At 60.4% G+C, this 22,481-nt stretch carries 24 protein-coding genes; 12 read left to right on the top strand and 12 right to left on the bottom strand.

Translation table 11 applies throughout. The features are described 5' to 3' along the window. Positions 1-16 precede the first annotated feature (16 nt). The 3 genes from AC0IXA_RS17160 (at position 17) to cysB (ending at position 2,611) form a co-directional block, all read left to right on the top strand. Positions 17-922 carry a 5'-nucleotidase gene (locus AC0IXA_RS17160; RefSeq protein ID WP_024013777.1) on the top strand — a complete coding sequence of 302 codons (906 nt, stop codon included), beginning with the start codon at positions 17-19 and terminating at the stop codon, positions 920-922. Between the two features lie 97 nt (positions 923-1,019). Beyond that, complete coding sequence (locus AC0IXA_RS17155) at positions 1,020-1,523, top strand: universal stress protein (protein WP_016770874.1); 504 nt, start codon at positions 1,020-1,022, stop codon at positions 1,521-1,523. A 113-nt stretch (positions 1,524-1,636) separates the two neighbouring features. Next, the gene (gene cysB / locus AC0IXA_RS17150; protein ID WP_016770873.1) at positions 1,637-2,611 is read left to right on the top strand and encodes an HTH-type transcriptional regulator CysB; all 975 of its coding nucleotides are present in this window, start codon (positions 1,637-1,639) and stop codon (positions 2,609-2,611) included. Between the two features lie 9 nt (positions 2,612-2,620). Here cysB and AC0IXA_RS17145 read toward each other — a convergent pair whose 3' ends face one another. Together AC0IXA_RS17145 and AC0IXA_RS17140 are read right to left on the bottom strand one after the other, a co-directional pair. Continuing rightward, a complete protein-coding gene (locus AC0IXA_RS17145; protein WP_471814007.1) occupies positions 2,621-3,103 on the bottom strand; it encodes a GreA/GreB family elongation factor in 483 nt (160 codons plus the stop codon). A 2-nt stretch (positions 3,104-3,105) separates the two neighbouring features. After that, positions 3,106-3,522 (bottom strand): hypothetical protein, encoded by a 417-nt coding sequence (locus AC0IXA_RS17140; protein WP_056788478.1) that lies wholly within the window; start codon positions 3,520-3,522, stop codon positions 3,106-3,108. Between the two features lie 125 nt (positions 3,523-3,647). On the opposite strand from AC0IXA_RS17140, the gene earP reads away from it, so the two are divergent. Together earP and AC0IXA_RS17130 are read left to right on the top strand one after the other, a co-directional pair. Next, positions 3,648-4,790, top strand: a complete 1,143-nt coding sequence (gene earP / locus AC0IXA_RS17135; RefSeq protein WP_471814005.1) for an elongation factor P maturation arginine rhamnosyltransferase EarP — start codon at positions 3,648-3,650, stop codon at positions 4,788-4,790. Between the two features lie 48 nt (positions 4,791-4,838). Next, on the top strand, positions 4,839-5,408 hold the full coding sequence (locus tag AC0IXA_RS17130; protein WP_003226785.1) for an elongation factor P: 570 nt from the start codon (positions 4,839-4,841) through the stop codon (positions 5,406-5,408). Between the two features lie 178 nt (positions 5,409-5,586). On the opposite strand, the gene AC0IXA_RS17125 is transcribed toward AC0IXA_RS17130, so the two are convergent. The 4 genes from AC0IXA_RS17125 to AC0IXA_RS17110 form a co-directional block, all read right to left on the bottom strand. Next, complete coding sequence (locus tag AC0IXA_RS17125) at positions 5,587-6,597, bottom strand: alpha/beta hydrolase (RefSeq protein WP_341639380.1); 1,011 nt, start codon at positions 6,595-6,597, stop codon at positions 5,587-5,589. 37 nt (positions 6,598-6,634) lie between these two features. Further along, entirely contained in the window at positions 6,635-7,054 is a 420-nt protein-coding gene (locus tag AC0IXA_RS17120; RefSeq protein ID WP_007940002.1) for an organic hydroperoxide resistance protein, read from the bottom strand. Between the two features lie 340 nt (positions 7,055-7,394). After that, a complete protein-coding gene (locus AC0IXA_RS17115) occupies positions 7,395-7,850 on the bottom strand; it encodes a MarR family winged helix-turn-helix transcriptional regulator (protein WP_024013772.1) in 456 nt (151 codons plus the stop codon). A gap of 76 nt (positions 7,851-7,926) precedes the next feature. Then, the gene (locus AC0IXA_RS17110) at positions 7,927-8,883 is read right to left on the bottom strand and encodes a LysR family transcriptional regulator (protein ID WP_016770867.1); all 957 of its coding nucleotides are present in this window, start codon (positions 8,881-8,883) and stop codon (positions 7,927-7,929) included. Positions 8,884-8,994: 111 nt separating this feature from the next. Here AC0IXA_RS17110 and AC0IXA_RS17105 point away from each other — a divergent pair, with 111 nt between their 5' ends. Beyond that, positions 8,995-9,741, top strand: coding sequence for a sulfite exporter TauE/SafE family protein (locus AC0IXA_RS17105; protein WP_221264894.1), 747 nt, complete (start codon positions 8,995-8,997; stop codon positions 9,739-9,741). Here AC0IXA_RS17105 and AC0IXA_RS17100 read toward each other — a convergent pair. After that, the gene (locus AC0IXA_RS17100) at positions 9,731-10,585 is read right to left on the bottom strand and encodes a LysR substrate-binding domain-containing protein (protein ID WP_471814070.1); all 855 of its coding nucleotides are present in this window, start codon (positions 10,583-10,585) and stop codon (positions 9,731-9,733) included. The two genes, AC0IXA_RS17105 and AC0IXA_RS17100, sit on opposite strands and share 11 nt — an antisense overlap. Positions 10,586-10,682: 97 nt before the next feature. On the opposite strand from AC0IXA_RS17100, the gene AC0IXA_RS17095 reads away from it, so the two are divergent. Beyond that, complete coding sequence (locus AC0IXA_RS17095; RefSeq protein ID WP_125926343.1) at positions 10,683-10,904, top strand: DUF1127 domain-containing protein; 222 nt, start codon at positions 10,683-10,685, stop codon at positions 10,902-10,904. A 64-nt stretch (positions 10,905-10,968) separates the two neighbouring features. Next, positions 10,969-12,195 (top strand): winged helix-turn-helix domain-containing protein, encoded by a 1,227-nt coding sequence (locus tag AC0IXA_RS17090; RefSeq protein ID WP_471814000.1) that lies wholly within the window; start codon positions 10,969-10,971, stop codon positions 12,193-12,195. A gap of 98 nt (positions 12,196-12,293) precedes the next feature. On the opposite strand, the gene AC0IXA_RS17085 is transcribed toward AC0IXA_RS17090, so the two are convergent. Continuing rightward, entirely contained in the window at positions 12,294-13,640 is a 1,347-nt protein-coding gene (locus AC0IXA_RS17085) for a class II 3-deoxy-7-phosphoheptulonate synthase (RefSeq protein WP_038861070.1), read from the bottom strand. Between the two features lie 151 nt (positions 13,641-13,791). On the opposite strand from AC0IXA_RS17085, the gene AC0IXA_RS17080 reads away from it, so the two are divergent. Continuing rightward, positions 13,792-14,547, top strand: coding sequence for a spermidine synthase (locus tag AC0IXA_RS17080; RefSeq protein ID WP_024013768.1), 756 nt, complete (start codon positions 13,792-13,794; stop codon positions 14,545-14,547). 117 nt (positions 14,548-14,664) lie between these two features. Here AC0IXA_RS17080 and AC0IXA_RS17075 read toward each other — a convergent pair whose 3' ends face one another. Next, positions 14,665-15,456 carry a crotonase/enoyl-CoA hydratase family protein gene (locus tag AC0IXA_RS17075; protein ID WP_039759895.1) on the bottom strand — a complete coding sequence of 264 codons (792 nt, stop codon included), beginning with the start codon at positions 15,454-15,456 and terminating at the stop codon, positions 14,665-14,667. 419 nt (positions 15,457-15,875) lie between these two features. Here AC0IXA_RS17075 and AC0IXA_RS17070 point away from each other — a divergent pair, with 419 nt between their 5' ends. Then, positions 15,876-17,549 (top strand): DEAD/DEAH box helicase, encoded by a 1,674-nt coding sequence (locus AC0IXA_RS17070; protein WP_016770859.1) that lies wholly within the window; start codon positions 15,876-15,878, stop codon positions 17,547-17,549. A 115-nt stretch (positions 17,550-17,664) separates the two neighbouring features. Here AC0IXA_RS17070 and AC0IXA_RS17065 read toward each other — a convergent pair whose 3' ends face one another. Beyond that, positions 17,665-18,432, bottom strand: coding sequence for a DODA-type extradiol aromatic ring-opening family dioxygenase (locus AC0IXA_RS17065; protein ID WP_471813997.1), 768 nt, complete (start codon positions 18,430-18,432; stop codon positions 17,665-17,667). Positions 18,433-18,535: 103 nt separating this feature from the next. Between AC0IXA_RS17065 and AC0IXA_RS17060 the strand changes: the two genes are divergently transcribed. After that, positions 18,536-19,192, top strand: a complete 657-nt coding sequence (locus AC0IXA_RS17060; protein ID WP_471813995.1) for a thiopurine S-methyltransferase — start codon at positions 18,536-18,538, stop codon at positions 19,190-19,192. Between the two features lie 172 nt (positions 19,193-19,364). On the opposite strand, the gene htpX is transcribed toward AC0IXA_RS17060, so the two are convergent. Both htpX and AC0IXA_RS17050 read right to left on the bottom strand, forming a co-directional pair. After that, the gene (gene htpX / locus AC0IXA_RS17055; protein ID WP_007908619.1) at positions 19,365-20,252 is read right to left on the bottom strand and encodes a protease HtpX; all 888 of its coding nucleotides are present in this window, start codon (positions 20,250-20,252) and stop codon (positions 19,365-19,367) included. Positions 20,253-20,555: 303 nt separating this feature from the next. Next, the gene (locus AC0IXA_RS17050) at positions 20,556-21,767 is read right to left on the bottom strand and encodes a pyridoxal phosphate-dependent aminotransferase (protein WP_016770856.1); all 1,212 of its coding nucleotides are present in this window, start codon (positions 21,765-21,767) and stop codon (positions 20,556-20,558) included. Between the two features lie 224 nt (positions 21,768-21,991). Here AC0IXA_RS17050 and msrB point away from each other — a divergent pair, with 224 nt between their 5' ends. Beyond that, on the top strand, positions 21,992-22,387 hold the full coding sequence (gene msrB, locus AC0IXA_RS17045; RefSeq protein WP_130887911.1) for a peptide-methionine (R)-S-oxide reductase MsrB: 396 nt from the start codon (positions 21,992-21,994) through the stop codon (positions 22,385-22,387). Positions 22,388-22,481: the final 94 nt, after the last annotated feature.

The raw sequence follows: 22,481 nt of genomic DNA, 5'->3' as shown, positions 1-22,481 counted from the left end.
TGTTCTGGGGGAAGGCATGGCCAATAACATCGATGACAAACTGGTGCTGGCGATTTCCTCGCGCGCCTTGTTCGACCTGAGTGAAAGCCACAAGGTCTACCTGTCGAGCGGCGTCGAAGCCTATCGGCAATATCAGATCGAGCACGAAGACGAAATCCTCGCGCCGGGCGATGCGTTCCCGCTGGTGGAAAAACTCCTGAGCCTGAACAGCCGTCTCGGCCGCGCGCGGGTCGAGGTGATTCTGGTTTCCCGCAACAGCGCCGACACCGGTCTGCGCGTGTTCAATTCGATTCATCATTACGGCCTGGCGATTTCTCGTGCGGCGTTCGTCGGCGGGCGCAGTCCGTATCCGTATCTGAAAGCGTTTGGCTGCGACCTGTTTCTCTCGACCCACGCCGAAGACGTGCGTGCCGCGCTTGACGCCGGGTTCGCCGCCGCCACGATTCTCTCCGGTGGCGCGAGCCGCGCGGCCAGCGATGAATTGCGTATCGCCTTCGACGGTGATGCGGTGATTTTTTCCGACGAGTCCGAGCGCGTCTATCAGTCCGGCGGCCTTGAAGCGTTTCAGGCCAAGGAACGCGAATCGGCGCGCGAGCCATTGCGTGGTGGGCCGTTCAAGGGCTTTCTGGCAGCGCTCAATCTGTTGCAGCGCGAGTTTCCCGATGACGATTGCCCGATCCGCACGGCGCTGGTTACCGCGCGTTCGGCACCGGCCCATGAGCGGGTGATTCGCACCTTGCGGGAATGGGATATTCGTCTCGATGAGTCGCTGTTTCTTGGTGGCCTGACCAAATCGGCGTTCCTCGAAGCCTTCGCCGCCGACGTGTTCTTCGATGACCAGACCGGTCATTGCGAACTGGCTCGCGAAGTGGTCGCCACCGGCCACGTGCCCCACGGCATCAGCAACGAACCGCCGATCTAGAGCCTTTTCATTCAGGACGTTGCGTCGCACGTCGTACTCGCCAAGGCACTGCTAAGCTGAATCAATCTCCGCCATCGTTGGCTCGCGAGGAGGTCCCATGATTCGCTCAATGCTGTATGCCACCGACCTCGGTCTGTACGCACCGTTCGTGATGCAGCATGCCCTGGCCTTGGCGCGCACCTTCAATGCCGATCTGTATGTAGTACACGCGGTGGAACCCATGGGCCTGTTTGCCGAGTCGGTGCTGCAAAGCTATCTCGACGAACAGGCATTGAACGAATTCCATAGTCAGGGTCTGAAAACAGTCATCGCCAATATCGAACAACGGGTGCTCGACAGCTTTCGTGAAGAACTGGGGGACGACGGCGAACAGGATCTGCAGCGCATTCGCGCGGTGCGCGTGCTGCAGGGTGATCCGTCGCAGGTGATTCTCGATCAGGTGCACAAGCTCTCGGTCGATCTGCTGATCGTCGGCAGTCACAGCCATGGTGTCGGTGCGGAAACACCGTTGGGGCGCACGGCGGCGCGGGTTCTGCAGTTGGCCAAGGTGCCGGTCTATCTGGTGCCGCTGATGGAACGTCGGCGGCGTGAGGATCGCTGAAGCAGGAATAATGGCGTTTTGATAAAAAAGTTCTAGATTTATTCTTCGAACCATTAATATAGTTATATACCGTCGCTGATGCCCGTGGCGTCTACCTGCTTTGAGGGATTGATATGAAGCTTCAACAACTGCGCTACATCTGGGAAGTGGCGCACCACGACCTCAACGTTTCCGCTACCGCTCAAAGCCTGTACACCTCGCAACCGGGCATCAGTAAGCAGATCCGCCTGCTGGAAGACGAGCTGGGCGTCGAAGTCTTCGCCCGCAGCGGCAAGCACCTGACCCGCGTTACCCCGGCCGGCGAGCGCATCATCACCACCGCTGGCGAGATCCTGCGCAAAGTCGAAAGCATCAAGCAGATTGCCCAGGAATTCTCCAACGAGAAAAAGGGCACCCTGTCGATCGCCACCACCCACACCCAGGCGCGTTATGCGCTGCCGCCGGTGATCAGCAATTTCATCAAGCAATACCCGGACGTGGCCCTGCACATGCATCAGGGCTCGCCGATGCAGATCGCCGAAATGGCCGCTGACGGCACCGTCGATTTCGCCATTGCCACTGAAGCGCTGGAGCTGTTCGGCGATCTGGTGATGATGCCGTGCTACCGCTGGAACCGCTGCGTGGTTGTACCCCATGGCCATCCGCTGACCAAGCTGCCGAAGCTGACCCTCGAAGCGCTGGCCGAATATCCGATCGTCACTTACGTGTTCGGTTTCACCGGCCGTTCCAAGCTCGACGAAGCCTTCAGCCATCGTGGCCTGACGCCGAAAGTGGTGTTCACCGCTGCTGACGCCGACGTGATCAAAACCTACGTGCGTCTGGGGCTGGGCGTGGGCATCGTGGCTAAAATGGCGGTCGATACCAAACTCGATAACGACCTGGTGGTGCTGGATGCCAGCGAGTTGTTCGAGTCGAGCATCACCAAGATCGGTTTCCGTCGTGGCACCTTCCTGCGTGGCTTCATGTGCGACTTCATCGAGAAATTCGCCCCGCACCTGACCCGCGAAGTCATGGCCAAGGCCATTCAGTGCCACAACAAGCAAGAGCTCGAAGAGCTGTTCGACGGCGTCGAACTGCCCGTTCACTAAGCACCCGCTTCAGAGCACCTCGGTGACAGCAAACTGTTGCCGGGTGCCCGCCACCAGAATCTCCACCTCATCGCCCGCGAACTTGCCCAGCAGGCTTTTGCCCAGCGGCGAGCGCGGGGTGATGACGGTAACCGGCTGACCGACCACGTCGACTTTCAGACCCGCCGCATCCGGCGCCAGAAACAGCCATTGCTCGCGACCCTTTTCGTCCTCCAGACCGAGCAGGGCGCCGACTTCGATGCCGCGTTTTTCGTCGTAGCCACGCAACGTCAGATTCTGGCACAGCGCCAGGGACTGACGGATTTCCTCGACCCGCTTCGCCTGACCCGCCGCCAGATACGACGCCTCCAGCCCCAGCGTGTCGTACTTGTTTTCGGCGATGTTTTCTTCGTGGGTCGCGGTTTCGTAAGCGGTTTGCGCGGCGCGCTCGGCGATGTCGAGGTCGATGCGCAGCTTGTCGAGAATCAACTGGTGGACGCTGTGTTTGTTCATGATCAATCGCAGAATTGCAAAACGTTGGCGCGGCTCTTTTCGGTCGGCGCGGTCTGGTCCTGCTGCAGCCAGAACTGGCATTTCGGATTGGACGCGTTACGCGAATTGGCGCGCGCCTGATCCAGTCGGGCCTGCTGTTCATTCTTGCGCAGGTTTTCTTCGTACTGTTGGAACAGCGGACTTTGCGGCGGAATGTCAGGCTGAACCTGCACGGGCGCCACAGCCGGGGGATTGACGCGCTGCTGTACCGCTTGCGCGACAGGGGCCAGTTGCTCGGGAAAGATAAAGCGCGAAAGCAGCCAGCAGGTCAGCGCAATCGCCAGGAACCCCAGCCACAGGCCCAGCGCAATGCTGCCGGTCAGATGCAGCGCGCTAAGCTGAACAGGCAAGGGACGACGGGGATTGGGACGGTAGGGCATGGCGGCCTCCTGGCGGATGGTTGCGGGCAAGTGGCGATTGTCGCACGAAGATTAATCGCCGTCGGCTCTTCTGCGCGAGCGCATTTATGCGGACAATCGAGGTTTTTTGCCAACGGGAGAACGGCATGCCTGAAGCGAAACCCCGCTGGGACATTTTCTGCGCCGTGGTCGATAACTTCGGTGACATCGGCGTGACCTGGCGCCTGGCCCGGCAGATGGTGGCCGAGCATGCCTTGCCGGTGCGCCTGTGGGTGGATGATCTGCGCGCGTTCGAGCGCCTCTGTCCTGAGATCGATGTCAATGTTGTGCAGCAATGGCAGCAGGGCGTCGAGGTGCGTCAATGGCCGAGCGAATGGCTGCACGCCGAGGCGGCCGACGTAGTCATCGCCGCCTTCGCCTGTCAGTTGCCCACTGATTACATGGACAGCATGGCCGCACGGGAAACGCCACCGCTGTGGCTCAACCTCGATTATCTCAGCGCCGAAGACTGGGTCACCGGCTGCCACGGCTTGCCGTCGGTAAAATACAAAACGGTGCAGAAGTTCTTTTTCTTTCCAGGCTTCAAACCGGGCACCGGTGGCCTGCTGCGCGAACGCGGACTACTCGAACAGCGTCGCCAGTTTCAGCAGGATCGGCCGGCCCAGCGACATTTCCTGCAAGCCTTGGGTATCGATCCTGCTCCGGACGCGCAACTGATCTCGCTGTTCGCTTATGAAAACCCCGGGCTGGCCAGTTGGCTGGACGTGCTGGCGACCGATGCACGGCCGACTCACCTGCTGGTGCCGGAGGGGCGGATTCTCGGCGATGTGGCGCGCTGGCTAAATGTGGAAACCCTAACGGTCGGCGCGATTCATGTGCGCGAGTCCCTGACCGTGCAAGTGCTGCCGTTCGTCCGTCAGGACCAATACGACCATCTGCTCTGGTGCTGCGATTTCAACGCGGTGCGCGGTGAAGACTCGTTCGTTCGTGCGCAATGGGGAGGGCGGCCGATGCTCTGGCACATCTACCAGCAGGACGATGACATCCATCTGGACAAGCTCGATGCTTTTCTCGCGCTCTACACTCACGACCTTTCACCCGCTGCGGCGCACGCGATGAACGGTCTGTGGCGAGCGTGGAGTGCCGGGCAACCGATCGGCGAGCACTGGCTGGCGGTGCGAAATCATTGGCCGGAACTCGAGAAAAACGCCGAGGCATGGTGTCTGGAACAGGCCTTGCAGGCGGATCTTGCCACGGCGCTGGTACAGTTTTATGTAAATTGGATATGATACGCGGCCTAGATTTTTGTAAATCCCATCCAAATTCGGATATTCGCAATGAAAACTGGTAAAGAACTCAAACCCGGTACCGTGATCCGTATCGACAACGATCCTTGGCTGGTTCAGAAAGCTGAATTCACCAAGTCGGGCCGTAACAGCGCGATCATGAAGACCAAGCTGAAGAACCTGCTGACCGGTTACAAGACCGAAACCGTTTACGGTGCGGACGACAAACTGGACGACGTGATTCTGGATCGTAAAGAAGCCACCCTGTCGTTCATCAGCGGTGACACCTACACGTTCATGGACACCACTGACTACACCATGTACGAGCTGAACGCCGAAGACATCGAAAGCGTTCTGCCTTTCGTTGAAGAAGGCATGACCGACGTTTGCGAAGCCGTGTTCTTCGAAGAGCGTCTGGTTTCCGTAGAACTGCCGACCACCATCGTGCGTCAGGTTGACTACACCGAAGGCTCCGCTCGCGGTGACACTTCCGGCAAGGTGATGAAGCCTGCCAAACTGAAGAACGGTACCGAGCTGTCGGTTGCCGACTTCATCGAAATCGGCGACATGATCGAGATCGATACCCGCGAAGGCGGTTCCTACAAAGGCCGTGCGAAATAAGCACTGCTTTTTGCGGAAAGAAAAAACCCGACCATTGAGTCGGGTTTTTTTGTGCCTGTAAGAAACACTCGGAACCCTGTGGGAGCGAGCTTGCTCGCGAAAGCGGTGTGTCATTCAACGGCATGTTGTCTGACAGGACGCCTTCGCGAGCAAGCTCGCTCCCACAATGGGACGGTGGTTACTTCAAGTGTTGCTTCAGTTCTTCAGACGCCTGCAACATCGCCGAACGCACCGCCGGTACCTGGCTGACCACGTTGAGCAAACCGTAATCGTGAATCATGCCGTTGTAGCGCACCGACGTTACCGGAACCCCGGCCTCGTCGAGTTTGCGCGCATAGGCTTCGCCTTCATCGCGCAGCACGTCGGCGCTGGCCGTCTGCACCAGTGCTGGCGGCAGGCCTTTGAGCTGTGCGGTGGTGGCGCGCAGCGGTGAAGCGTAGATCTCGTTGCGCTGTTTGGCGTCGGTGGTGTAGTTGTCCCAGAACCACTTCATCATGTTGCGGGTGAGGAAGTGCCCTTCGGCGTACTGGTTGTACGAACCGGTGTCGAAGTTGGCATCGGTCACCGGCCACAGCAGCACCTGGAATTTGATCGCCGGGGTGCCCTTGTCCTTGGCCATCAGCGCAACCACTGCGGCCATGTTGCCACCGACGCTGTTGCCGGCCACGGCCAGGCGCTTGCCGTCGACATTGATCTCTTTACCGTGTTCCGCCACCCATTTGGTCGCAGCGTAGGCCTGATTGATCGCCACCGGGTAATGCGCTTCCGGCGAAGGGGTGTAATTGACGAACACCGCCGCCGCCCCCGAACCGACCACCAGATCGCGCACCAGACGTTCGTGCGTCGGGAAGTCCCCCAGCACCCAGCCGCCGCCGTGGAAGAACATGAACACCGGCAGCTCACCCTTGACCCCGGCCGGCCGGACGATGGTCAGGCTCAGCGATTGACCATCGACCTGGATGGTCTTCTCGCTGACATCGGCCTTGGGCAACGTCAACTTGACCCCGGACTGCGCGCCGACCAGCACGGCGCGGGCATCCTTGGGCGACAGCTGCTCGATCGGCTTGCCGCTGCCAGAATTCAGCGCATCGAGGAATGCCTGGGTGTTGTGTTCGACATCACCGGCGAAAGCGCTGTGTACCGACAGGGCGAGAAGGGTACCGGTCAAGACTTTGCTGAAAGTGTTCATGTTCATTTTTCCTTGTTCGGGCCGGGGGCTTGAGTGATTACACAGTCACGTGCAGACGGACATCGACGTTGCCACGGGTGGCGTTGGAGTACGGGCAGACCTGGTGAGCGGCGTCGACCAGCGACTGCGCATCGGCTTGTTCCAGGCCCGGCAGGCTGATGTGCAAATCAATGTCCAGACCGAAACCGCCAGGGATCTGGCCGATGCCGACATGGGCGGTGATTGACGCGTCGTCAGGAATCTTGCGCTTGGTCTGGCTGGCGACGAATTTCAGTGCGCCGATGAAGCAGGCCGAGTAACCGGCAGCGAACAGTTGCTCAGGGTTGGTCGCCGCACCGCCAGCACCGCCGAGTTCTTTCGGGGTGGCCAGTTTGACGTCGAGTACGTTGTCGCTGGAGATCGCACGACCGTCACGGCCGCCAGTGGAAGTTGCGATTGCGGTGTAGAGAGTTTGCATGGTGTGAGCCTCATTGGTTTTGGTTTTGTGCGCTAATTGTTTGCGCGCTAAGTAGGTGTGAGGAGAATGTATAGCGCTAATGTTTAGCGCGCAAGATAAATTTTTAATAAAAATCGCGGTTTGCTCAAGGGCATAGCGTGGAAGGGGGACGCAAGGCTTGATTTAGACGGCTTTGCGAGGGAGTTCAGGCGTTGAAAATATTTTTTGTTAGCGTTGAAATTAGTGTGGGAGCGGGCTTGCCCGCGAAGACGGAGTGTCAGTCAAAATGATGTCGGCTGACAGGTCGCCATCGCGGGCAAGCCCGCTCTCACAGGGACAGTGTTGTGCTCGGAAATGAGGATCAGGTCAGGCTGTCTTGCAGATGTCCGCGCAGCGCTTGCAGCTCGGCCTGCAACTTCTGCAGACGTTCCAGGGTGAAGCCACTGGCGCCAAGAATGCACTGCGGCACGGTCTGCGCCTTGTCGCGCAAGGCGCGGCCTGCTGCGGTCAGTTCGACAATCACCACCCGCTCATCTTCACGACTGCGGGTGCGGCTGAGCAGGCCTTCGGCTTCCAGACGCTTGAGCAATGGCGTCAGCGATCCCGGATCGGTCAGCAGGCGTGCGCTGATTTCTCCGACAGTCAGACCGTCCTTCTCCCACAACACCATCATCGCCAGATACTGCGGATAGGTCAGGCCCAGCGCCTGCAACAGCGGCTTGTAGACCTTGGTCATCATCAGCGAGGTCGAGTGCAGGGCGAAGCACGCCTGATTGTCGAGCAGAAGGTCGTCGCAGTTGTCGCGTTCGCAAGTCATTGTCAAAGCCTTGATCGTTGATCGTTTTTTAATCTAGCGCTCGAATCTTTAAGGCGCCAGATAAATATGTCCGGCGTCAGTGCCGGGCGAATTGCCGTTGCAACGCCAGATCCCACGGCGGCACCGGGCTGAAGCGCGTTTTCAGATATTCCAGCAACAACCGACTGCGCGAATGGACCTGCTGTTCCATGCGCAGCGCGTAAATGCCGGTGGACTCCGGAGGCGGCAGGCCATTTTCACAAAACAGCGGCACCAGCTCGCCACGCAGCAAGTATTCGCTGGCCAGCCAGGTCGGCAAGTGTGCGACGCCCAGACCCGCCGCCGCGCCACACGCCAGAGCTTCGGCATTGTTGGCGCTCAGGCGCACCCGCGATGGCCGGTGCAATTGCATTTGCCCGTCCACTTCGAATTTCCAGGCAAACGGCGGCGCAAGGCCCTCCCAGTCGAGCCCGTCGTGTTCACTCAACTGCGCCGGATGCTCGGGCACGCCGCGCTGCTTGAGATAGTCAGGGCTGGCGCAGGCGACGCGGACCATGCTCGCCAATGGCGTGGCGACCAGGCGCGAGTCAGCCAACTGGCCGGTACGCAGCACCAGATCGACCTTGCCCAGGCTGCTGCCGGCCATGTCGCTGAAGCTGTCGATCAGATGCATCTGCACATCCAGTCCCGGATACAGCAGGAGAAAATCGGCAATCACCGGCGCCAGATGCCGCCGCCCGAAGGCTGCTGGCGCATCGATGCGGATCAGGCCTTCCGGTGCACTGCTCAATGACACCGCTTCGGCACGCGCCAGTTGCAACTCGGCGATGATCCGTCGCGCCCGTTCGGCAAAGGCCAGGCCGGCCGAAGTCGGCAGCACGGCATGGGTGCTGCGCACGAACAGCTGACTGCCGACGGCACTTTCCAGGCTGTCGATGCGCCGGGCTACAGCGGAAGGCGTCAGCGGATGGCGGCGCGAAGCGGCGGAAAAGCTGCCACTCTCCAGCACATCGAGAAACAGGCCGAGCTGATCGGTCAATTGGTTGGGATTCATGGAAATCACGCTTGTGCAAAATCGGCACAGCCATTGTGCGTTGCTATGCGTTTCCCCGCTAGGCGCGAGTGCGTAGCATTGGCCGCCTGTTGTTAGAGGATTACCGTTGTGATGGATTTTCTGTTGTACCTGCTGTTCGGCGCCGCCCTGGGCACATTGGGCGGGATCTTTGGCATTGGCGGTGGCTTGATTGCGATTCCGTTGCTTGGCGTGTGGTTTGGGCTTGATCAGCAAATCGCCCAGGGCACGGCGCTGGTGATGGTGGTACCGAATGTGATGCTGGCGCTGTGGCGTTATCACCAGCGCAATCGCATCGAATTGCGCCATGCGCTGCCGCTGGCGGTGATGGGTTTCTGCTTTGCCTGGCTTGGCTCGATCTGGGCGGTGGGCATCGATGCGCAGACCATGCGCATCGGCTTTGTCGCCTTTCTGGTGGCGCTGTCGGCCTACAACCTGTTGAAGATGTTCGGTCCGCGACCAGCGCCGACTGCCGAGATGCGCTATTCGTGGCCGTGGTTGGGCGTGCTCGGCGCCGCCTCGGGGACCATGGGCGGTTTGTTCGGCGTCGGCGGCGCAGTGGTGGCCACGCCGGTGCTGACCAGCCTGTTCGGCACCAGCCAAGTGGTTGCTCAAGGATTGTCGCTGGCGCTGGCCCTGCCGAGCACTGGCGTAACCCTGGTGACCTATGCGGTGCACCACGAAGTCGACTGGATGATCGGCCTGCCTCTGGCGGTCGGAGGTCTGCTCAGCATCAGTTGGGGCGTGAAAGTTGCCCACGCCATGCCGGAAAAAATTCTGCGTGGGCTGTTCTGCGGCTTTCTGGTGCTGTGTGCGGTGATGCTCGCGTTTAAAGTTTGAAGCCCTCGACGATGTGCTCGGCCAGGCACTCGGTGATCGGCGACGGGTTGTTCAGATTGCGGATCAGCATGATGCTCGCCTCGGGCAACAGCGGCAGATCTTCGGCGGCACCGAGGATGCGCATGTCCGGGGTAATCAGACTCTCCAGTTGCGCGGTGATCGCCAGCCCTGCGCTGACCACGGCCATCAGCGCCGACAGGCTGCTGCTGTTGTAGGCGATGCGGTAATCGCGGCCCATCGCGTCCAGCGCATTGCACGCCCACAGGCGGCAGAAACAATCACTGTTGAACATCGCCAGGGGCAGCGGCGTCTGTTCGTGGGCGCTGAAGTTCTGCGCCTCGGCCCAGACAAAGCGCTCCTTGCGCAGCAACTGGCCGATCTCGTTGCCCGGCTCACGGGTGACGATCGACAAGTCCAGATCAGTGCGCTGCAACAGTTGTTTGGTCGATTCGCAATGCACTTCGATCTGGATCAGCGGATAGAACTGCGCGAACCGCGACAGGATCCCCGGCAGAAAACGCATCACATAATCATCCGGCGTACCGATGCGCACGGTGCCGACCATGTGCGGCTCGCGCAGGGTGTTGAACACCTCACTGTGCAGTTTGAGGATGCGCCGCGCATAACCGAGCAGCACCTGGCCTTCAGCCGTAAGCCGCACCTGACGGCCATCGCGCTCGAACAGCCGGCGCTGCAACACGTCTTCTTCCAGACGTTTCATCTGCATGCTCACCGCCGACTGGGTGCGATTGACCATCTCGCCAGCACGGGTGAAACCGCCTTGATCGGCAATTGCGACAAAGGTGCGCAGGACATCGGTATCGATACTGGGGTAGGCGGACAATTGATGAATCTCCGTGATGCATGCCATCAGAAACATTCGTTGGATTGATCTTAGCGCCAGCGCGAGACTTGAGCCATCCACAAAAGGAGGCAAGACGATGAAAGGTCAAAGAGAGTATGCAAGCCAAGAACGGCTGTCCGGCCACGGCCATATCGTGTCCGATCTGCTGCACAAATTCAGCCGCTGGTATGAGCTGCATCGTGAACGGGAAATGCTCGCCGGTCTGAGCGATGAGGCGCTGAAAGACATCGGCATCAGCCGCGCCGATGTCGAACACGAAACCGTGCGGCCGTTCTGGGACGACCCGATGCATAAATGATGAGGCTATCGCTACACAAACCCCTTTCAGGTGAGGTAGGTTGCGAGCAGACATGGAGGAATAAATGCCCGCGACAGTGTCCTTTTCCCTCAAACAGGCGCGACGTCTGGCGCTGGCTGCCCAAGGGTTCAACGGGCGCCAGCCGCCGAACGTCAATGCCAGTCATCTCAACCGGCTGATCGGACGGCTGGGCCTGCTGCAAATCGATTCCGTCAATGCCGTGGTGCGCTCGCACTACCTGCCGCTGTTTTCCCGTCTCGGTTCCTACCCCTCTGACTTGCTCGACCAGGCTGCATGGAGTGCGGGCCGGCGGCGCACGCTGTTCGAATATTGGGGCCACGAAGCGTCGCTGTTGCCGCTGTCGATGTACCCGTTGCTGGGCTGGCGTATGCAACGCGCCAAGCGTGGCGAAGACATCTATCAGCAACTGGCAAAGTTTGGTCGCGAACAGCAGGAAACCATCCGCCGCGTGCTGACTGCGGTTGAGGAGCGGGGTGCGCTCGGCGCCGGCAGTCTGTCGACCCGCGAAGACAAGGCCGGGCCATGGTGGGACTGGAGTGCCGAGAAACATGCGCTGGAATGGTTGTTCGCCGCCGGTGAGGTCACAGTGGCGGGGCGACGCGGTTTCGAGCGTTTGTACGATTTGCCCGAGCGGGTGATTCCTGCGGCGATCCTGCAACAGCCCACGCCGGACGAGACCGAGGCGCAACGCGGTTTGCTGTTGCATGCGGCGCAAGCATTGGGCGTTGGTACGGAAAAAGACCTGTGCGATTACTTTCGCCTGAGCCCCGCGGATGCTCGGCCGCGTCTGGCTGAGTTGGTTGAGGCGGGGCAATTGCAGATGTGCGAAGTCGCCGACTGGCGGCAGATCGCCTATTGCCTGCAGGAGCCCAAAGTGCCGCGCAAGGTCATTGCCAGTGCGCTGCTGTCGCCGTTCGATTCGCTGATCTGGGAGCGCAGCCGCACTGAGCGCCTGTTCGATTTCCGCTATCGCCTGGAAATCTACACACCGCAGCCCAAGCGGGTTTACGGCTATTACGTGCTGCCGTTTTTGCACAACGAGCGGATCGCCGCGCGGGTTGATCTGCGCGCCGAACGGGCGGCAGGGCAGTTGGCGGTGCATGCGGTGCATGAGGAAGAATCGGGACTGGACGAGGAGGGCATGCTGGCGCTGGCGCTGAATTTGCGGCGGATGGCGGGTTGGCTGGGGCTTGAGCGGGTGCAGTTGAATTGTCAGCGCGAGAGTGCGGCTCGGCTCAGAGTCGCGTTCGCGAGGGTTGAGGGTGTCTGAGCTGGCCCCTTCGCGAGCAAGCTCGCTCCCACATTGGTTTTGTGTAGGCCACAGGTCCTGTGTGGGAGCGAGCTTGCTCGCGAAGATGGCGACTCGGTCTAGCGGCGAACTTGCTTCAGGGTCTCGGCAATCAAAAACGCCAATTCCAGCGACTGATCGGCATTCATCCGCGGATCGCAGTGGGTGTGATAACGATCGGACAAGCCGTCCTCGGTAATCGGTCGGGCGCCGCCGATGCACTCGGTGACATTCTGTCCGGTCATCTCGATATGGATGCCGCCGGCATAGCTGCCTTCCGCTTCGTGCACCTGGAAGAACTGCTTCACCTCGCCAAGGATCTGTGCGAAGTCACGGGTCTTGTAGCCGCTGCTGGCCTTGATGGTGTTGCCGTGCATCGGGTCGGAGCTCCACAGCACTTGCTTGCCTTCGCGCTGCACCGCACGGATCAGTGCCGGCAGATGATCGCCGACCTTGTTCGCACCCATCCGCGCAATCAGGTTGAGGCGCCCCGGATCGTTGTCCGGGTTGAGCACGTCGATCAGGCGGATCAGATCATCAGGGTTCATGCTCGGGCCGACTTTGACCCCGATCGGGTTGTTCACCCCCCGCAGGAATTCAACGTGCGCGCCGTCGAGCTGGCGGGTGCGGTCGCCGATCCACAGCATGTGCGCCGAGCAATCGTAGTAATCGTTGGTCAGGCTGTCGCGGCGGACGAAGGCTTCTTCGTAATTCAGCAGCAACGCTTCGTGGGCGGTGAAGAAACTGGTTTCGCGCAGTTGCGGCGAGCTGTCCATGCCGCAGGCGCGCATGAACGCGAGGGTTTCATCAATGCGGTCGGCGAGGTGGCTGTACTTCTCCGCCAGCGCCGAGTTGGCGATGAAATCCAGGTTCCACTTGTGCACTTGGTGCAGGTCGGCAAAACCGCCCTGGGCGAAAGCGCGCAACAGGTTCAAGGTCGCTGTGGACTGATGATAGGACTGCAGCAAACGCTCCGGATCCGGCACGCGGCTCTTTTCGTCGAAGCCGATGCCGTTGACGATGTCGCCACGGTAGGCCGGCAGGGTTACGCCGCCGATGGTTTCGTCGTTGGCCGAACGCGGTTTAGCGAACTGGCCGGCCATGCGCCCGACCTTGACCACCGGGCAGCCAGCGGCGAAGGTCATGACGATTGCCATTTGCAGCAACACTTTGAAGGTGTCGCGGATCTTCGCGGCGGAAAATTCGGCGAAGCTTTCCGCGCAATCGCCGCCCTGCAACAGAAACGCGCGACCCTGGGTGACTTCGGCGAACTGGCGGCGCAGCTCGCGCGCTTCGCCGGCGAACACCAGCGGCGGATAGCTGGCCAGGGTCTGCTCGACCTGGCGCAGGTGCGCGGCGTCGGGGTATTGCGGTTGTTGCTGGATCGGCAGGGCGCGCCAGCTGTCAGGGCTCCACGGTTGGCTCATCACGGTCTCGAAGTTCATACGCAGGGAAGCGCCATGTTAGCAGCAATTAGTGCGTGACCTGCTCCCGCCCCATCGCCGACAATCGCCGCTTTGCCACGGCGCCACAGCGGTGCCATCGCGTCACCGCGCCCGGTGACCATCAGGAGACGAAATGACTGAGGAGCGCGTCGAGCATCTGCTCGCCGAAGTACAGGATGAGTTCGGCGTGATTCGCGTGCTGGAAGTGGCCGATTACCGCTTTCTCGAGTTCGGCGATGCGATCGAGCAGAGCTGCGTGTTCACTGCCGACCCGAGCTGGCTGGAGTACGACTACACCCGCGCGATGCTGATCGGCGCGCTGTGCCACGAGCAGCCGGAGAGTGCGCTGTTTCTCGGTTTGGGCGCGGGCACGCTGACCCAGGCTTGCCTGAAGTTTCTGCCGCTGGAAGACGTCGAAGCCATCGAACTGCGCCCGGACGTGCCGCGCCTGGCCATCGAATATCTCGGTCTGGATGATGATCCGCGGTTGTACATCCGCGTCGGCGATGCGCTGGAATTGCTGCCGACTGCCGAGCCGGCGGATCTGATTTTCGTCGACCTCTATACCGATGTCGGTCCCGGTGTCGGGCATCTGGCCTGGAGTTTTCTCGGCGATTGTCAGAAGCGCCTGAATCCGGGCGGCTGGCTGGTGATCAACCAGTGGGCCACCGACGATGGCAAGCCGCTGGGCGCAGCGTTGTTGCGCGGGCTCTATCACCGGCATTACTGGGAGTTGCCGGTGAAGGAGGGCAACGTGATTCTGATCGTTCCGGCGGATCTCGATCAGGCGCTGGACATGCAGGCGCTGACCCAGCGGGCCGAAGCGCTGGCGCCGCAGCTGGGTTATTCGTTGCAGTCGTTGATCAACGCGATTCGCCCGGCGACCTGAGTGGCGAATCGGTCAACTGTAGGAGCTGCCGAAGGCTGCGATCTTTTGATCTTGATTTTTTGAAGATCAAAATCAAAAGATCGCAGCCTTCGGCAGCTCCTACAGGGGGGGCACTCATCAGATGCCTTTGAAAACCCCTGGCCGCCGCTCCACCAACGACCGCACCCCCTCCCGGGCATCCTCAGTGGCGAGCAACTTCTTCACCAGCGCCGGTAATGCCTGCGCCGCCGCTGTCTCCCCCTCATAGCGCGCCTGTCGCGCTGACATCAAGGTCGCCTGCACGCCCAGCGGTGCCTGCCGGGCAATCCGTTCGGCCAGCTCGATCGCGCGGGGCAGCAAGTCTTCGCTGGCCATCACTTCCTGCACCAGGCCCAGATGCAAGGCATCGTGGGCATCAAATTCATCGCCAGTGAGCAGCCAGCGCATTGCATTGCCCCAGCCGGCGATCTGCTGGAAACGCAAAGTCGCGCCGCCAAACGGAAAGATCCCACGCTGCACTTCCATCTGCGCGAAGCGAGTGTTGCTTGCGCACAGGTTGATGTCCGCCGCCAGCATCAGCTCAATGCCGATGGTCAGGCAGTAACCCTGCGCGGCGACGATGACCGGTTTGCTCACCCGTGGGCCGACGAAAACGCCCCAGGGATCGCAGCCGCCGCTCGGAACCTGCCAGCCTTCGGCCAGGGCTGCGCTGGCATTGACCAGATCGAGCCCGGCGGTGAAGTGCTCGCCATGGCCGAACACCACGGCGACCCGCGCTTCGCGGTCGGCTTCGAATTCGCCGTAGGCCAGGCTCAGGTCGTTGAGCAGGTCGATATCGAAAGCGTTGCGCTTGGCCGCCCGATCGAGGCCGATCAAGTGCACATGACCACGACGTTCTCGGCTGACGCGGCCGGCGCAGGGCTGATTCATGGCTAAATCCTCGAGCAGGAAGGGCGGGTGCGCGGCGCTTTGCCGCAGGTCGGTGAACCGTTTAAGCGTCATCGCCCGCAGGGCCGGGCCTTTGCAAAATAGACCGTTGCGCGATTATCCGCAAAACCCCGTTACACGGCGGTGACACACGGATAAAGGCCACAAAAAAAGCTCCCTTTTCGGGCGAAATCCGGTATAGTGCGCGCCGGCCTTTAACCGGGCCGCGTTTAGGTAGCGCATTTCCCGAAGTCAGCTTCGGCTGCACGTCCGCATTGCGGGCTCTTCCTTGACGATTCATCTTCATTCATTCGTTTTCGCAAATCCCCGCCGACAAAGCTGCCAGGGCGACTCTTGAGTCTCAACACGGCATGCGCAGCTTTGGAGCATGGGTCTTTGCGGATGCACTTAGAGGCAGACCCATGACCCAGGAAACCGGCGGATTCGCCGCTTTTAATCTCAACCCGAATATTCTTGCAGCCGTCGCAGCGACTGGCTACGAAGAGCCTTCGGCGATTCAGCAGCAATCGATCCCGATCATCATGGCCGGCCAGGACATGATTGGCCAGGCGCAAACCGGTACCGGTAAAACCGCCGCGTTCGCACTGCCTATTCTGCACCGCATCGATCCTGCCAAGCGCGAACCGCAAGCCCTGATCCTGGCGCCAACCCGAGAGTTGGCGCTGCAAGTAGCAACCGCTTTTGAAACCTACGCCAAGCAAATGCCAGGCGTCACCGTCGTGGCTGTCTACGGCGGCGCGCCGATGGGCCCGCAACTCAAGGCAATCCGTAATGGCGCACAGATTGTTGTCGCTACTCCGGGTCGTCTGTGCGACCACCTGCGTCGCGACGAGAAAGTCCTGTCGACCGTGAACCATCTGGTTCTCGACGAAGCTGACGAAATGTTGAAGCTGGGCTTCATGGATGACCTGGAAGTCATCTTCAAGGCTCTGCCATCGACCCGCCAGACCGTGCTGTTCTCGGCGACCCTGCCGCAGTCGATCCGCGCCATTGCCGAACGCCACCTGCGCGATCCGCAACACGTCAAGATCCAGACCAAGACCCAGACCGTTACCGCGATCGAACAGGCTCACCTGTTGGTTCACGCTGACCAGAAAACCTCGGCCGTACTCAGCCTGCTGGAAGTCGAAGACTTCGACGCGCTGATCATGTTTGTGCGCACCAAGCAAGCGACCCTGGACCTGGCCAGCGCCCTCGACGCCAAAGGCTACAAAGCCGCCGCGTTGAACGGTGATATCGCCCAGAACCAGCGTGAGCGCGTGATCGACTCGCTCAAGGATGGTCGTCTGGACATCGTTGTTGCCACCGACGTTGCTGCCCGTGGTCTGGACGTTCCGCGCATCACTCACGTGTTCAACGTTGACATGCCGTACGACCCGGAATCCTACGTGCACCGTATCGGCCGTACCGGCCGTGCCGGTCGCGAAGGTCGTGCACTGCTGCTGGTGACTCCACGTGAGCGCCGCATGCTGCAAGTGATCGAGCGCGTAACCGGTCAGAAAGTTGCCGAAGTACGCCTGCCAGACGCTCAAGCCGTTCTCGATGCACGCATCAAGAAACTGACCAACAGCCTTTCGCCGCTGGTCGCTGATGCCGAATCGACTCACGGCGAACTGCTTGATCGCCTGACTGCCGACATCGGTTGCACCCCGCGTGCACTGGCCGCTGCGCTGCTGCGCAAGGCTACCAACGGTCAAGCGCTGAACCTGGCCGCAATCGAGAAGGAACGTCCACTGGTGCCGAACAACGCACCGCGTGGCGACCGTCCTGAGCGTTCCGGTGATCGTCCTGATCGTGGTGACCGCGAGCGTCGCGCGCCAATGCCTTTGGGCGAAGGCCGTGCTCGTTGCCGTACCGCGCTGGGTGCGCGTGACGGTATCGCTGCGAAAAACCTGCTGGGCGCCATCCTCAACGAAGGCGGTCTGGCCCGTGAAGCGATCGGTCGCATCCAGGTGCGTGACAGCTTCAGCCTCGTCGAACTGCCGGAAGAAGGTCTGGAAAAACTCCTGACCAAGCTGAAGGACACTCGCGTGGCTGGGAAGCAGCTGAAGCTGCGTCGCTACCGCGAAGATTGATCCGCCCTTGGGCTGATTGATCGAACATAAAAAATCCCCGACTGGTTCGGGGATTTTTTTTGCCTGTTCATCGGGCGACACAACCCCTGTGGGAGCTGGCTTGCCAGCGATGACGTCAGCCGAAGCGATAAATATCCATACCCAGCGCCCCCATCGTGAAACCCTGATGCGCCACGCTGAAAACCCCGCCAGCACCGCGAGCAAAATACAACGGCAACAGATGCTCATCACTGGGGTGACTGCGCACGGCATTCGGCGCCTGCTGGCGATAATCATGCAGCGCCGTTTCATCGTCGGCCGCCAGCTTGTCGATCATCCAGTCACGAAAATCCCGCGCCCACGGTTCAATGCTTTCCGGGCCGGCATGCCAGTCCAGCTCGCGGAGGTTGTGGGTGATGCTGCCGGAGCCGATCAACAGAATGCCTTGCTCACGCAGGCTCGCCAGCGCACGGCCAACCCGGGTCTGCAACGCCGGCCCGCCACGACTCGGCAACGAGACTTGCACCACCGGAAGGTCGGCCTGCGGATACATCAACGACAGCGGCACCCAGACACCATGATCGAACGGTCGTTGCGGATCGAGCCGCGCCGGCAGGTCATTGGTGTTCAACCGCTCAGCCACCTCTGCGGCCAGTTGCGGATTACCCGGGGCCGGGTACTGAACCTCAAACAGCGCACGGGGGAAACCGCCGAAGTCGTGCCAGGTTTCCGGATTCGGGTGGCTGCTGACCAGCAGTTCCTGGCTTTCCCAGTGCGCCGAGACGATGACGATGGCTTTGGGGCGTGGCAGTTCAGCGGCCAGTCGCGCCAGTGCCGGGCCGCTGGCACCGGGCTCCAGCGCCAGCATCGGTGAACCGTGGGAGATAAACAGGCTGGGCAACATGGACGGGCTCCTGAGCGCTAAGATGAACCATCTTCAGTCAGATCATCGATCTGAATCCAATATAAGTTTCTGCGGTTTTTCATCGGTTTTTCGGGAGTGAGCCATGCAGCCTGAGTTTTGGTACAAGAAATGGGATTCGAACCAGATCGGCTTTCATCAGTCCGAGGCCAACCCGTATTTGCAGCGCTACTGGCCGGAGCTGGCGATTGCACCGTCGGCACGCGTGCTGGTGCCGCTGTGCGGCAAGAGTCTGGACCTGCTCTGGCTTGCCGGGCAGGGACATCAGGTGCTTGGAGTGGAGCTAGCGGAAAAGGCTGTCGAGGAGTTTTTCAGCGATCATCAATTGCAGCCGCAGATCAGCGAGAAGGGCGCATTCAAGGTTTATCGCAGTGATGCCATCGAACTGTGGTGCGGGGATTTTTTCGCGCTGACGGCAGAGGATGTTGCCGGTTGCACCGCGCTGTATGACCGCGCCGCGCTGATTGCCTTGCCGGACGCGATGCGCCAGCGCTACGCGGCGCATCTGCAGCAGTTGCTGGCGCCGGAGATGAAAGGGCTGGTGATTACCCTGGATTACGATCAGACGCAGATTCCCGGGCCGCCGTTTGCGGTGAATGATGATGAGGTGCAGCGGTTGCTCGGCCAGGGTTGGCAGCTGGAGAAACTGGAAGAGCGAGATATTCTGGCTGAGAGCCCCAAGTTTCAGCAGGGCGGGGTTGAGTGGTTGGTGGAGAGGGTTCATCGGGTTTCTTCCAGATAGTTTTCTGTCAGCAGCTCCGGCGTCTTCGCGAGCAGGCTCGCTCCCACAGTGGGATGCATTCCAAAGGTGGGAGCGAGCCTGCTCGCGAATGGGGCTTTGCCGACAACGCTTGATCCGGAGATACAAAAAAAGGCCCGCATCGCTGCGGGCCTTCTTTTTCACTTCGGTCAAATCAACCGCGACGACGCAGTGCGTCAATACGCTCTTCCAGCGGCGGGTGGCTCATGAACATGCGGGCGAAGCCCTGTTTGATGCCACCGTTGATGCCGAAGGCGTTCAGGGTGTCGGGCATGTGCACCGGCAGGCCCTGTTCGGCACGCAGACGTTGCAGAGCGCCAATCATCGCGCTGGTACCGGCCAGGCGGGCGCCGGCTTCGTCGGCACGGAATTCGCGCTTGCGCGAGAACCACATGACGATTGCGCTGGCGAGGATGCCCAGCACCAGTTCGGCGAAGATGGTCGCCACGTAGTAGGCGATGCCCTGACCTTCTTCGTTCTTGAAAATCACCTTGTCGACGAAGTTGCCGATGATTCGCGCGAAGAACATCACAAAGGTGTTCACCACGCCCTGGATCAGCGCCAGCGTGACCATGTCGCCGTTGGCGACGTGACCGATTTCGTGGGCCAGTACGGCTTTCACTTCATCGGGCGAAAAACGCTCAAGCAGGCCCTGGCTGACCGCGACCAGCGCGTCGTTCTTGTTCCAGCCGGTAGCGAAAGCATTCGCTTCGTAGGCCGGGAAAATCCCGACTTCAGGCATCTTGATCCCGGCTTCGCGGGACAATTGCTCGACCGTTTGCAGCAGCCATTGCTCATGACGGGTGCGTGGCTGGCTGATGATTTGCGTGCCGGTGCTCATCTTCGCCATCCACTTGGAGATGAACAGCGAGAACAGCGAGCCGGCGAAACCAAAGACCGCACAGAAAACCAGCAGCTGACTGAGGTCGAGGTCGACCCCGTTGGCCGCCATGAACCCGTTGAAGCCGAACAGGCTCAGGGTGATGCTGGCTATCAGCACGACCGCCAGGTTAGTGGCCAAAAACAGCAGGATGCGCATCATGGTTGTAGAACTCTCCTCAAGCTAAAGATGTAGCGTACTGCGGGGTATATAAGGTGCGGCACCGGGCTATTCAACCGAGTGACTATTTCAAACTGTGTCCTACAGCGGTTTCCTGAGCAAAAAGAAAATTCCCACCCTCGATTCCGACACGGATGACACAGCCTTTCGCCCCGCCGCCATTAGGTCAGACACGTCTGTACGGCTCGCATCGCAAGTGTAGAAGGGCTGCAAAGGCGCGGAACAAAGATGTGTTGCTGAATCAGACAGTGCGCAACAGCCAATTCGTTGCGCACTGCTGGCCCATTACTGGCGGTAGGACTTGAGGAAGTTGCCGATGCGGCCGATGGCCATTTCCAGATCATCGACGCGGGGCAGGGTGACCACGCGGAAGTGATCCGGCCACGGCCAGTTGAACGCTGTGCCCTGGACCACCAGCAGCTTCTCGGAAAGCAGCAGATCAAGCACGAACTTCTCGTCGTTGTGGATCGGGCAGACCTTCGGGTCGATTTTCGGGAACGCGTACAACGCGCCCATCGGCTTCACGCAGCTGACGCCGGGAATATCGTTAAGCAACTCCCAGGTGCGGTTACGCTGCTCCAGCAGGCGACCCTGCGGCAGCACCAGATCGTTGATGCTCTGGTAGCCCCCTAGTGCGGTCTGGATCGCGTGCTGGCTCGGCACGTTGGCGCACAGGCGCATGTTGGCCAGCATGTCGATGCCTTCGATGTAACTCTGCGCGTTGTGTTTCGGCCCGGAAATGGCAATCCAGCCGGAGCGGAAACCGGCCACGCGGTAGGATTTCGACAGGCCGTTGAAGGTCAGGCAGAGCAGGTCCGGGGCCAGCGAAGCGGTGCAGATGTGCACGGCGTCGTCATAAAGAATCTTGTCGTAGATCTCATCGGAGAACACCACCAGATTATGCGCCCGGGCGATTTCCAGCATGCCCAGCAACACTTCCTTCGAGTACACCGCACCGGTCGGGTTGTTCGGGTTGATGATCACCATGGCCTTGGTGTTCGGGGTGATCTTGGCCTTGATGTCGGCCAGATCCGGGAACCAGTCGGCGCCTTCGTCGCACAGATAATGCACAGCGTTACCGCCAGCGAGGCTGACGGCAGCGGTCCACAGCGGATAGTCCGGGGCTGGCACCAGCACTTCGTCGCCGTTGTTGAGCAGCGCCTGCAGCGACATCACGATCAGCTCGGACACACCGTTGCCCAGGTAGATGTCTTCGATGCCGACACCTTCAACCTGCTTCTGCTGGTAGTACTGCATCACCGCCTTGCGCGCGCTGAACAGGCCTTTGGAATCGCTGTAGCCCTGCGCGGTCGGCAGGTTGCGGATCACGTCCTGGAGGATTTCGTCCGGCGCTTCGAAACCAAACGGCGCCGGGTTGCCGATGTTCAGCTTGAGGATGCGCTGGCCTTCCTCTTCCAGTCGTTTGGCGTGCTTGAGCACCGGGCCGCGAATGTCGTAGCAGACGTTGGCGAGCTTGTTCGATTTGCTGAACTGCATGGCGATGTGATCCCGAAAATGAACGATCCAGGCGGCAAATGGACAACCGTACTGGGATTGCTGCGTCTTCGCACAGGCGGAGGTCTGGCGCTTTTGCGCTCAGAATCCGTTTGAATGCGCCCGGTCTGGCTGCCAGACTGGCGCGTGACGAGGCGCAATCATACGTGCCGCCCGATCCGTGGAAAAGGTACAGATCGGGCTTTTTCAGCCGCTGAGGTGTGATGATGGAAAAGTTGCAGAAAACCCTGGAAGAATGGCGTGCCATGCTCGACCCCGAGCAGTACAACGTCTGCCGTCTGAGTGCCACCGAGCGCCCGTTCTCGGGTAAATACAACGACACCAAAACCGACGGTGTCTACCACTGTGTGTGCTGCAACGAGCCTTTGTTCGATTCGAAGACCAAATTCGATTCCGGCTGCGGCTGGCCAAGTTTCTATCAGCCGATCGGCGAAAGCGCGATGACAGAAATCCGCGATACCAGCCACGGCATGATTCGCACTGAAGTGAAGTGCGCGCGCTGCGATGCGCATCTGGGGCACGTATTCCCGGATGGCCCGCCACCGACCGGCCTGCGTTATTGCATCAACTCGGTGTGCCTGAATCTCGAGCCGCGCGAATAACCGAAAAGGCGACATTGCGTCGCCTTTTTAGCGGTCAATTAGATTGCACACAATTCAATTGCTCGTTATGTTTGCGCTTCCCTGACCATTGCGG

Source organism: Pseudomonas sp. AC083 (assembly GCF_979253165.1).
The sequence above is the reverse complement of the archived record's forward strand: the minus strand, read 5'-3'. Positions and strand labels throughout refer to the sequence as shown.

What these genes read in the sequence shown, in the direction of transcription:
- AC0IXA_RS17160 (WP_024013777.1), top strand. Translation starts at nt 17, where the DNA reads ATGGCCAATAACATCGATGACAAACTGGTGCTGGCGATTTCCTCGCGC.
- AC0IXA_RS17155 (WP_016770874.1), top strand. Translation starts at nt 1,020, where the DNA reads ATGATTCGCTCAATGCTGTATGCCACCGACCTCGGTCTGTACGCACCG.
- cysB (WP_016770873.1), top strand. Translation starts at nt 1,637, where the DNA reads ATGAAGCTTCAACAACTGCGCTACATCTGGGAAGTGGCGCACCACGAC.
- AC0IXA_RS17145 (WP_471814007.1), bottom strand. Translation starts at nt 3,103, where the DNA reads ATGAACAAACACAGCGTCCACCAGTTGATTCTCGACAAGCTGCGCATC.
- AC0IXA_RS17140 (WP_056788478.1), bottom strand. Translation starts at nt 3,522, where the DNA reads ATGCCCTACCGTCCCAATCCCCGTCGTCCCTTGCCTGTTCAGCTTAGC.
- earP (WP_471814005.1), top strand. Translation starts at nt 3,648, where the DNA reads ATGCCTGAAGCGAAACCCCGCTGGGACATTTTCTGCGCCGTGGTCGAT.
- AC0IXA_RS17130 (WP_003226785.1), top strand. Translation starts at nt 4,839, where the DNA reads ATGAAAACTGGTAAAGAACTCAAACCCGGTACCGTGATCCGTATCGAC.
- AC0IXA_RS17125 (WP_341639380.1), bottom strand. Translation starts at nt 6,597, where the DNA reads ATGAACACTTTCAGCAAAGTCTTGACCGGTACCCTTCTCGCCCTGTCG.
- AC0IXA_RS17120 (WP_007940002.1), bottom strand. Translation starts at nt 7,054, where the DNA reads ATGCAAACTCTCTACACCGCAATCGCAACTTCCACTGGCGGCCGTGAC.
- AC0IXA_RS17115 (WP_024013772.1), bottom strand. Translation starts at nt 7,850, where the DNA reads ATGACTTGCGAACGCGACAACTGCGACGACCTTCTGCTCGACAATCAG.
- AC0IXA_RS17110 (WP_016770867.1), bottom strand. Translation starts at nt 8,883, where the DNA reads ATGAATCCCAACCAATTGACCGATCAGCTCGGCCTGTTTCTCGATGTG.
- AC0IXA_RS17105 (WP_221264894.1), top strand. Translation starts at nt 8,995, where the DNA reads ATGGATTTTCTGTTGTACCTGCTGTTCGGCGCCGCCCTGGGCACATTG.
- AC0IXA_RS17095 (WP_125926343.1), top strand. Translation starts at nt 10,683, where the DNA reads ATGAAAGGTCAAAGAGAGTATGCAAGCCAAGAACGGCTGTCCGGCCAC.
- AC0IXA_RS17090 (WP_471814000.1), top strand. Translation starts at nt 10,969, where the DNA reads ATGCCCGCGACAGTGTCCTTTTCCCTCAAACAGGCGCGACGTCTGGCG.
- AC0IXA_RS17085 (WP_038861070.1), bottom strand. Translation starts at nt 13,640, where the DNA reads ATGAGCCAACCGTGGAGCCCTGACAGCTGGCGCGCCCTGCCGATCCAG.
- AC0IXA_RS17080 (WP_024013768.1), top strand. Translation starts at nt 13,792, where the DNA reads ATGACTGAGGAGCGCGTCGAGCATCTGCTCGCCGAAGTACAGGATGAG.
- AC0IXA_RS17075 (WP_039759895.1), bottom strand. Translation starts at nt 15,456, where the DNA reads ATGAATCAGCCCTGCGCCGGCCGCGTCAGCCGAGAACGTCGTGGTCAT.
- AC0IXA_RS17070 (WP_016770859.1), top strand. Translation starts at nt 15,876, where the DNA reads ATGACCCAGGAAACCGGCGGATTCGCCGCTTTTAATCTCAACCCGAAT.
- AC0IXA_RS17065 (WP_471813997.1), bottom strand. Translation starts at nt 18,432, where the DNA reads ATGTTGCCCAGCCTGTTTATCTCCCACGGTTCACCGATGCTGGCGCTG.
- AC0IXA_RS17060 (WP_471813995.1), top strand. Translation starts at nt 18,536, where the DNA reads ATGCAGCCTGAGTTTTGGTACAAGAAATGGGATTCGAACCAGATCGGC.
- htpX (WP_007908619.1), bottom strand. Translation starts at nt 20,252, where the DNA reads ATGATGCGCATCCTGCTGTTTTTGGCCACTAACCTGGCGGTCGTGCTG.
- AC0IXA_RS17050 (WP_016770856.1), bottom strand. Translation starts at nt 21,767, where the DNA reads ATGCAGTTCAGCAAATCGAACAAGCTCGCCAACGTCTGCTACGACATT.
- msrB (WP_130887911.1), top strand. Translation starts at nt 21,992, where the DNA reads ATGGAAAAGTTGCAGAAAACCCTGGAAGAATGGCGTGCCATGCTCGAC.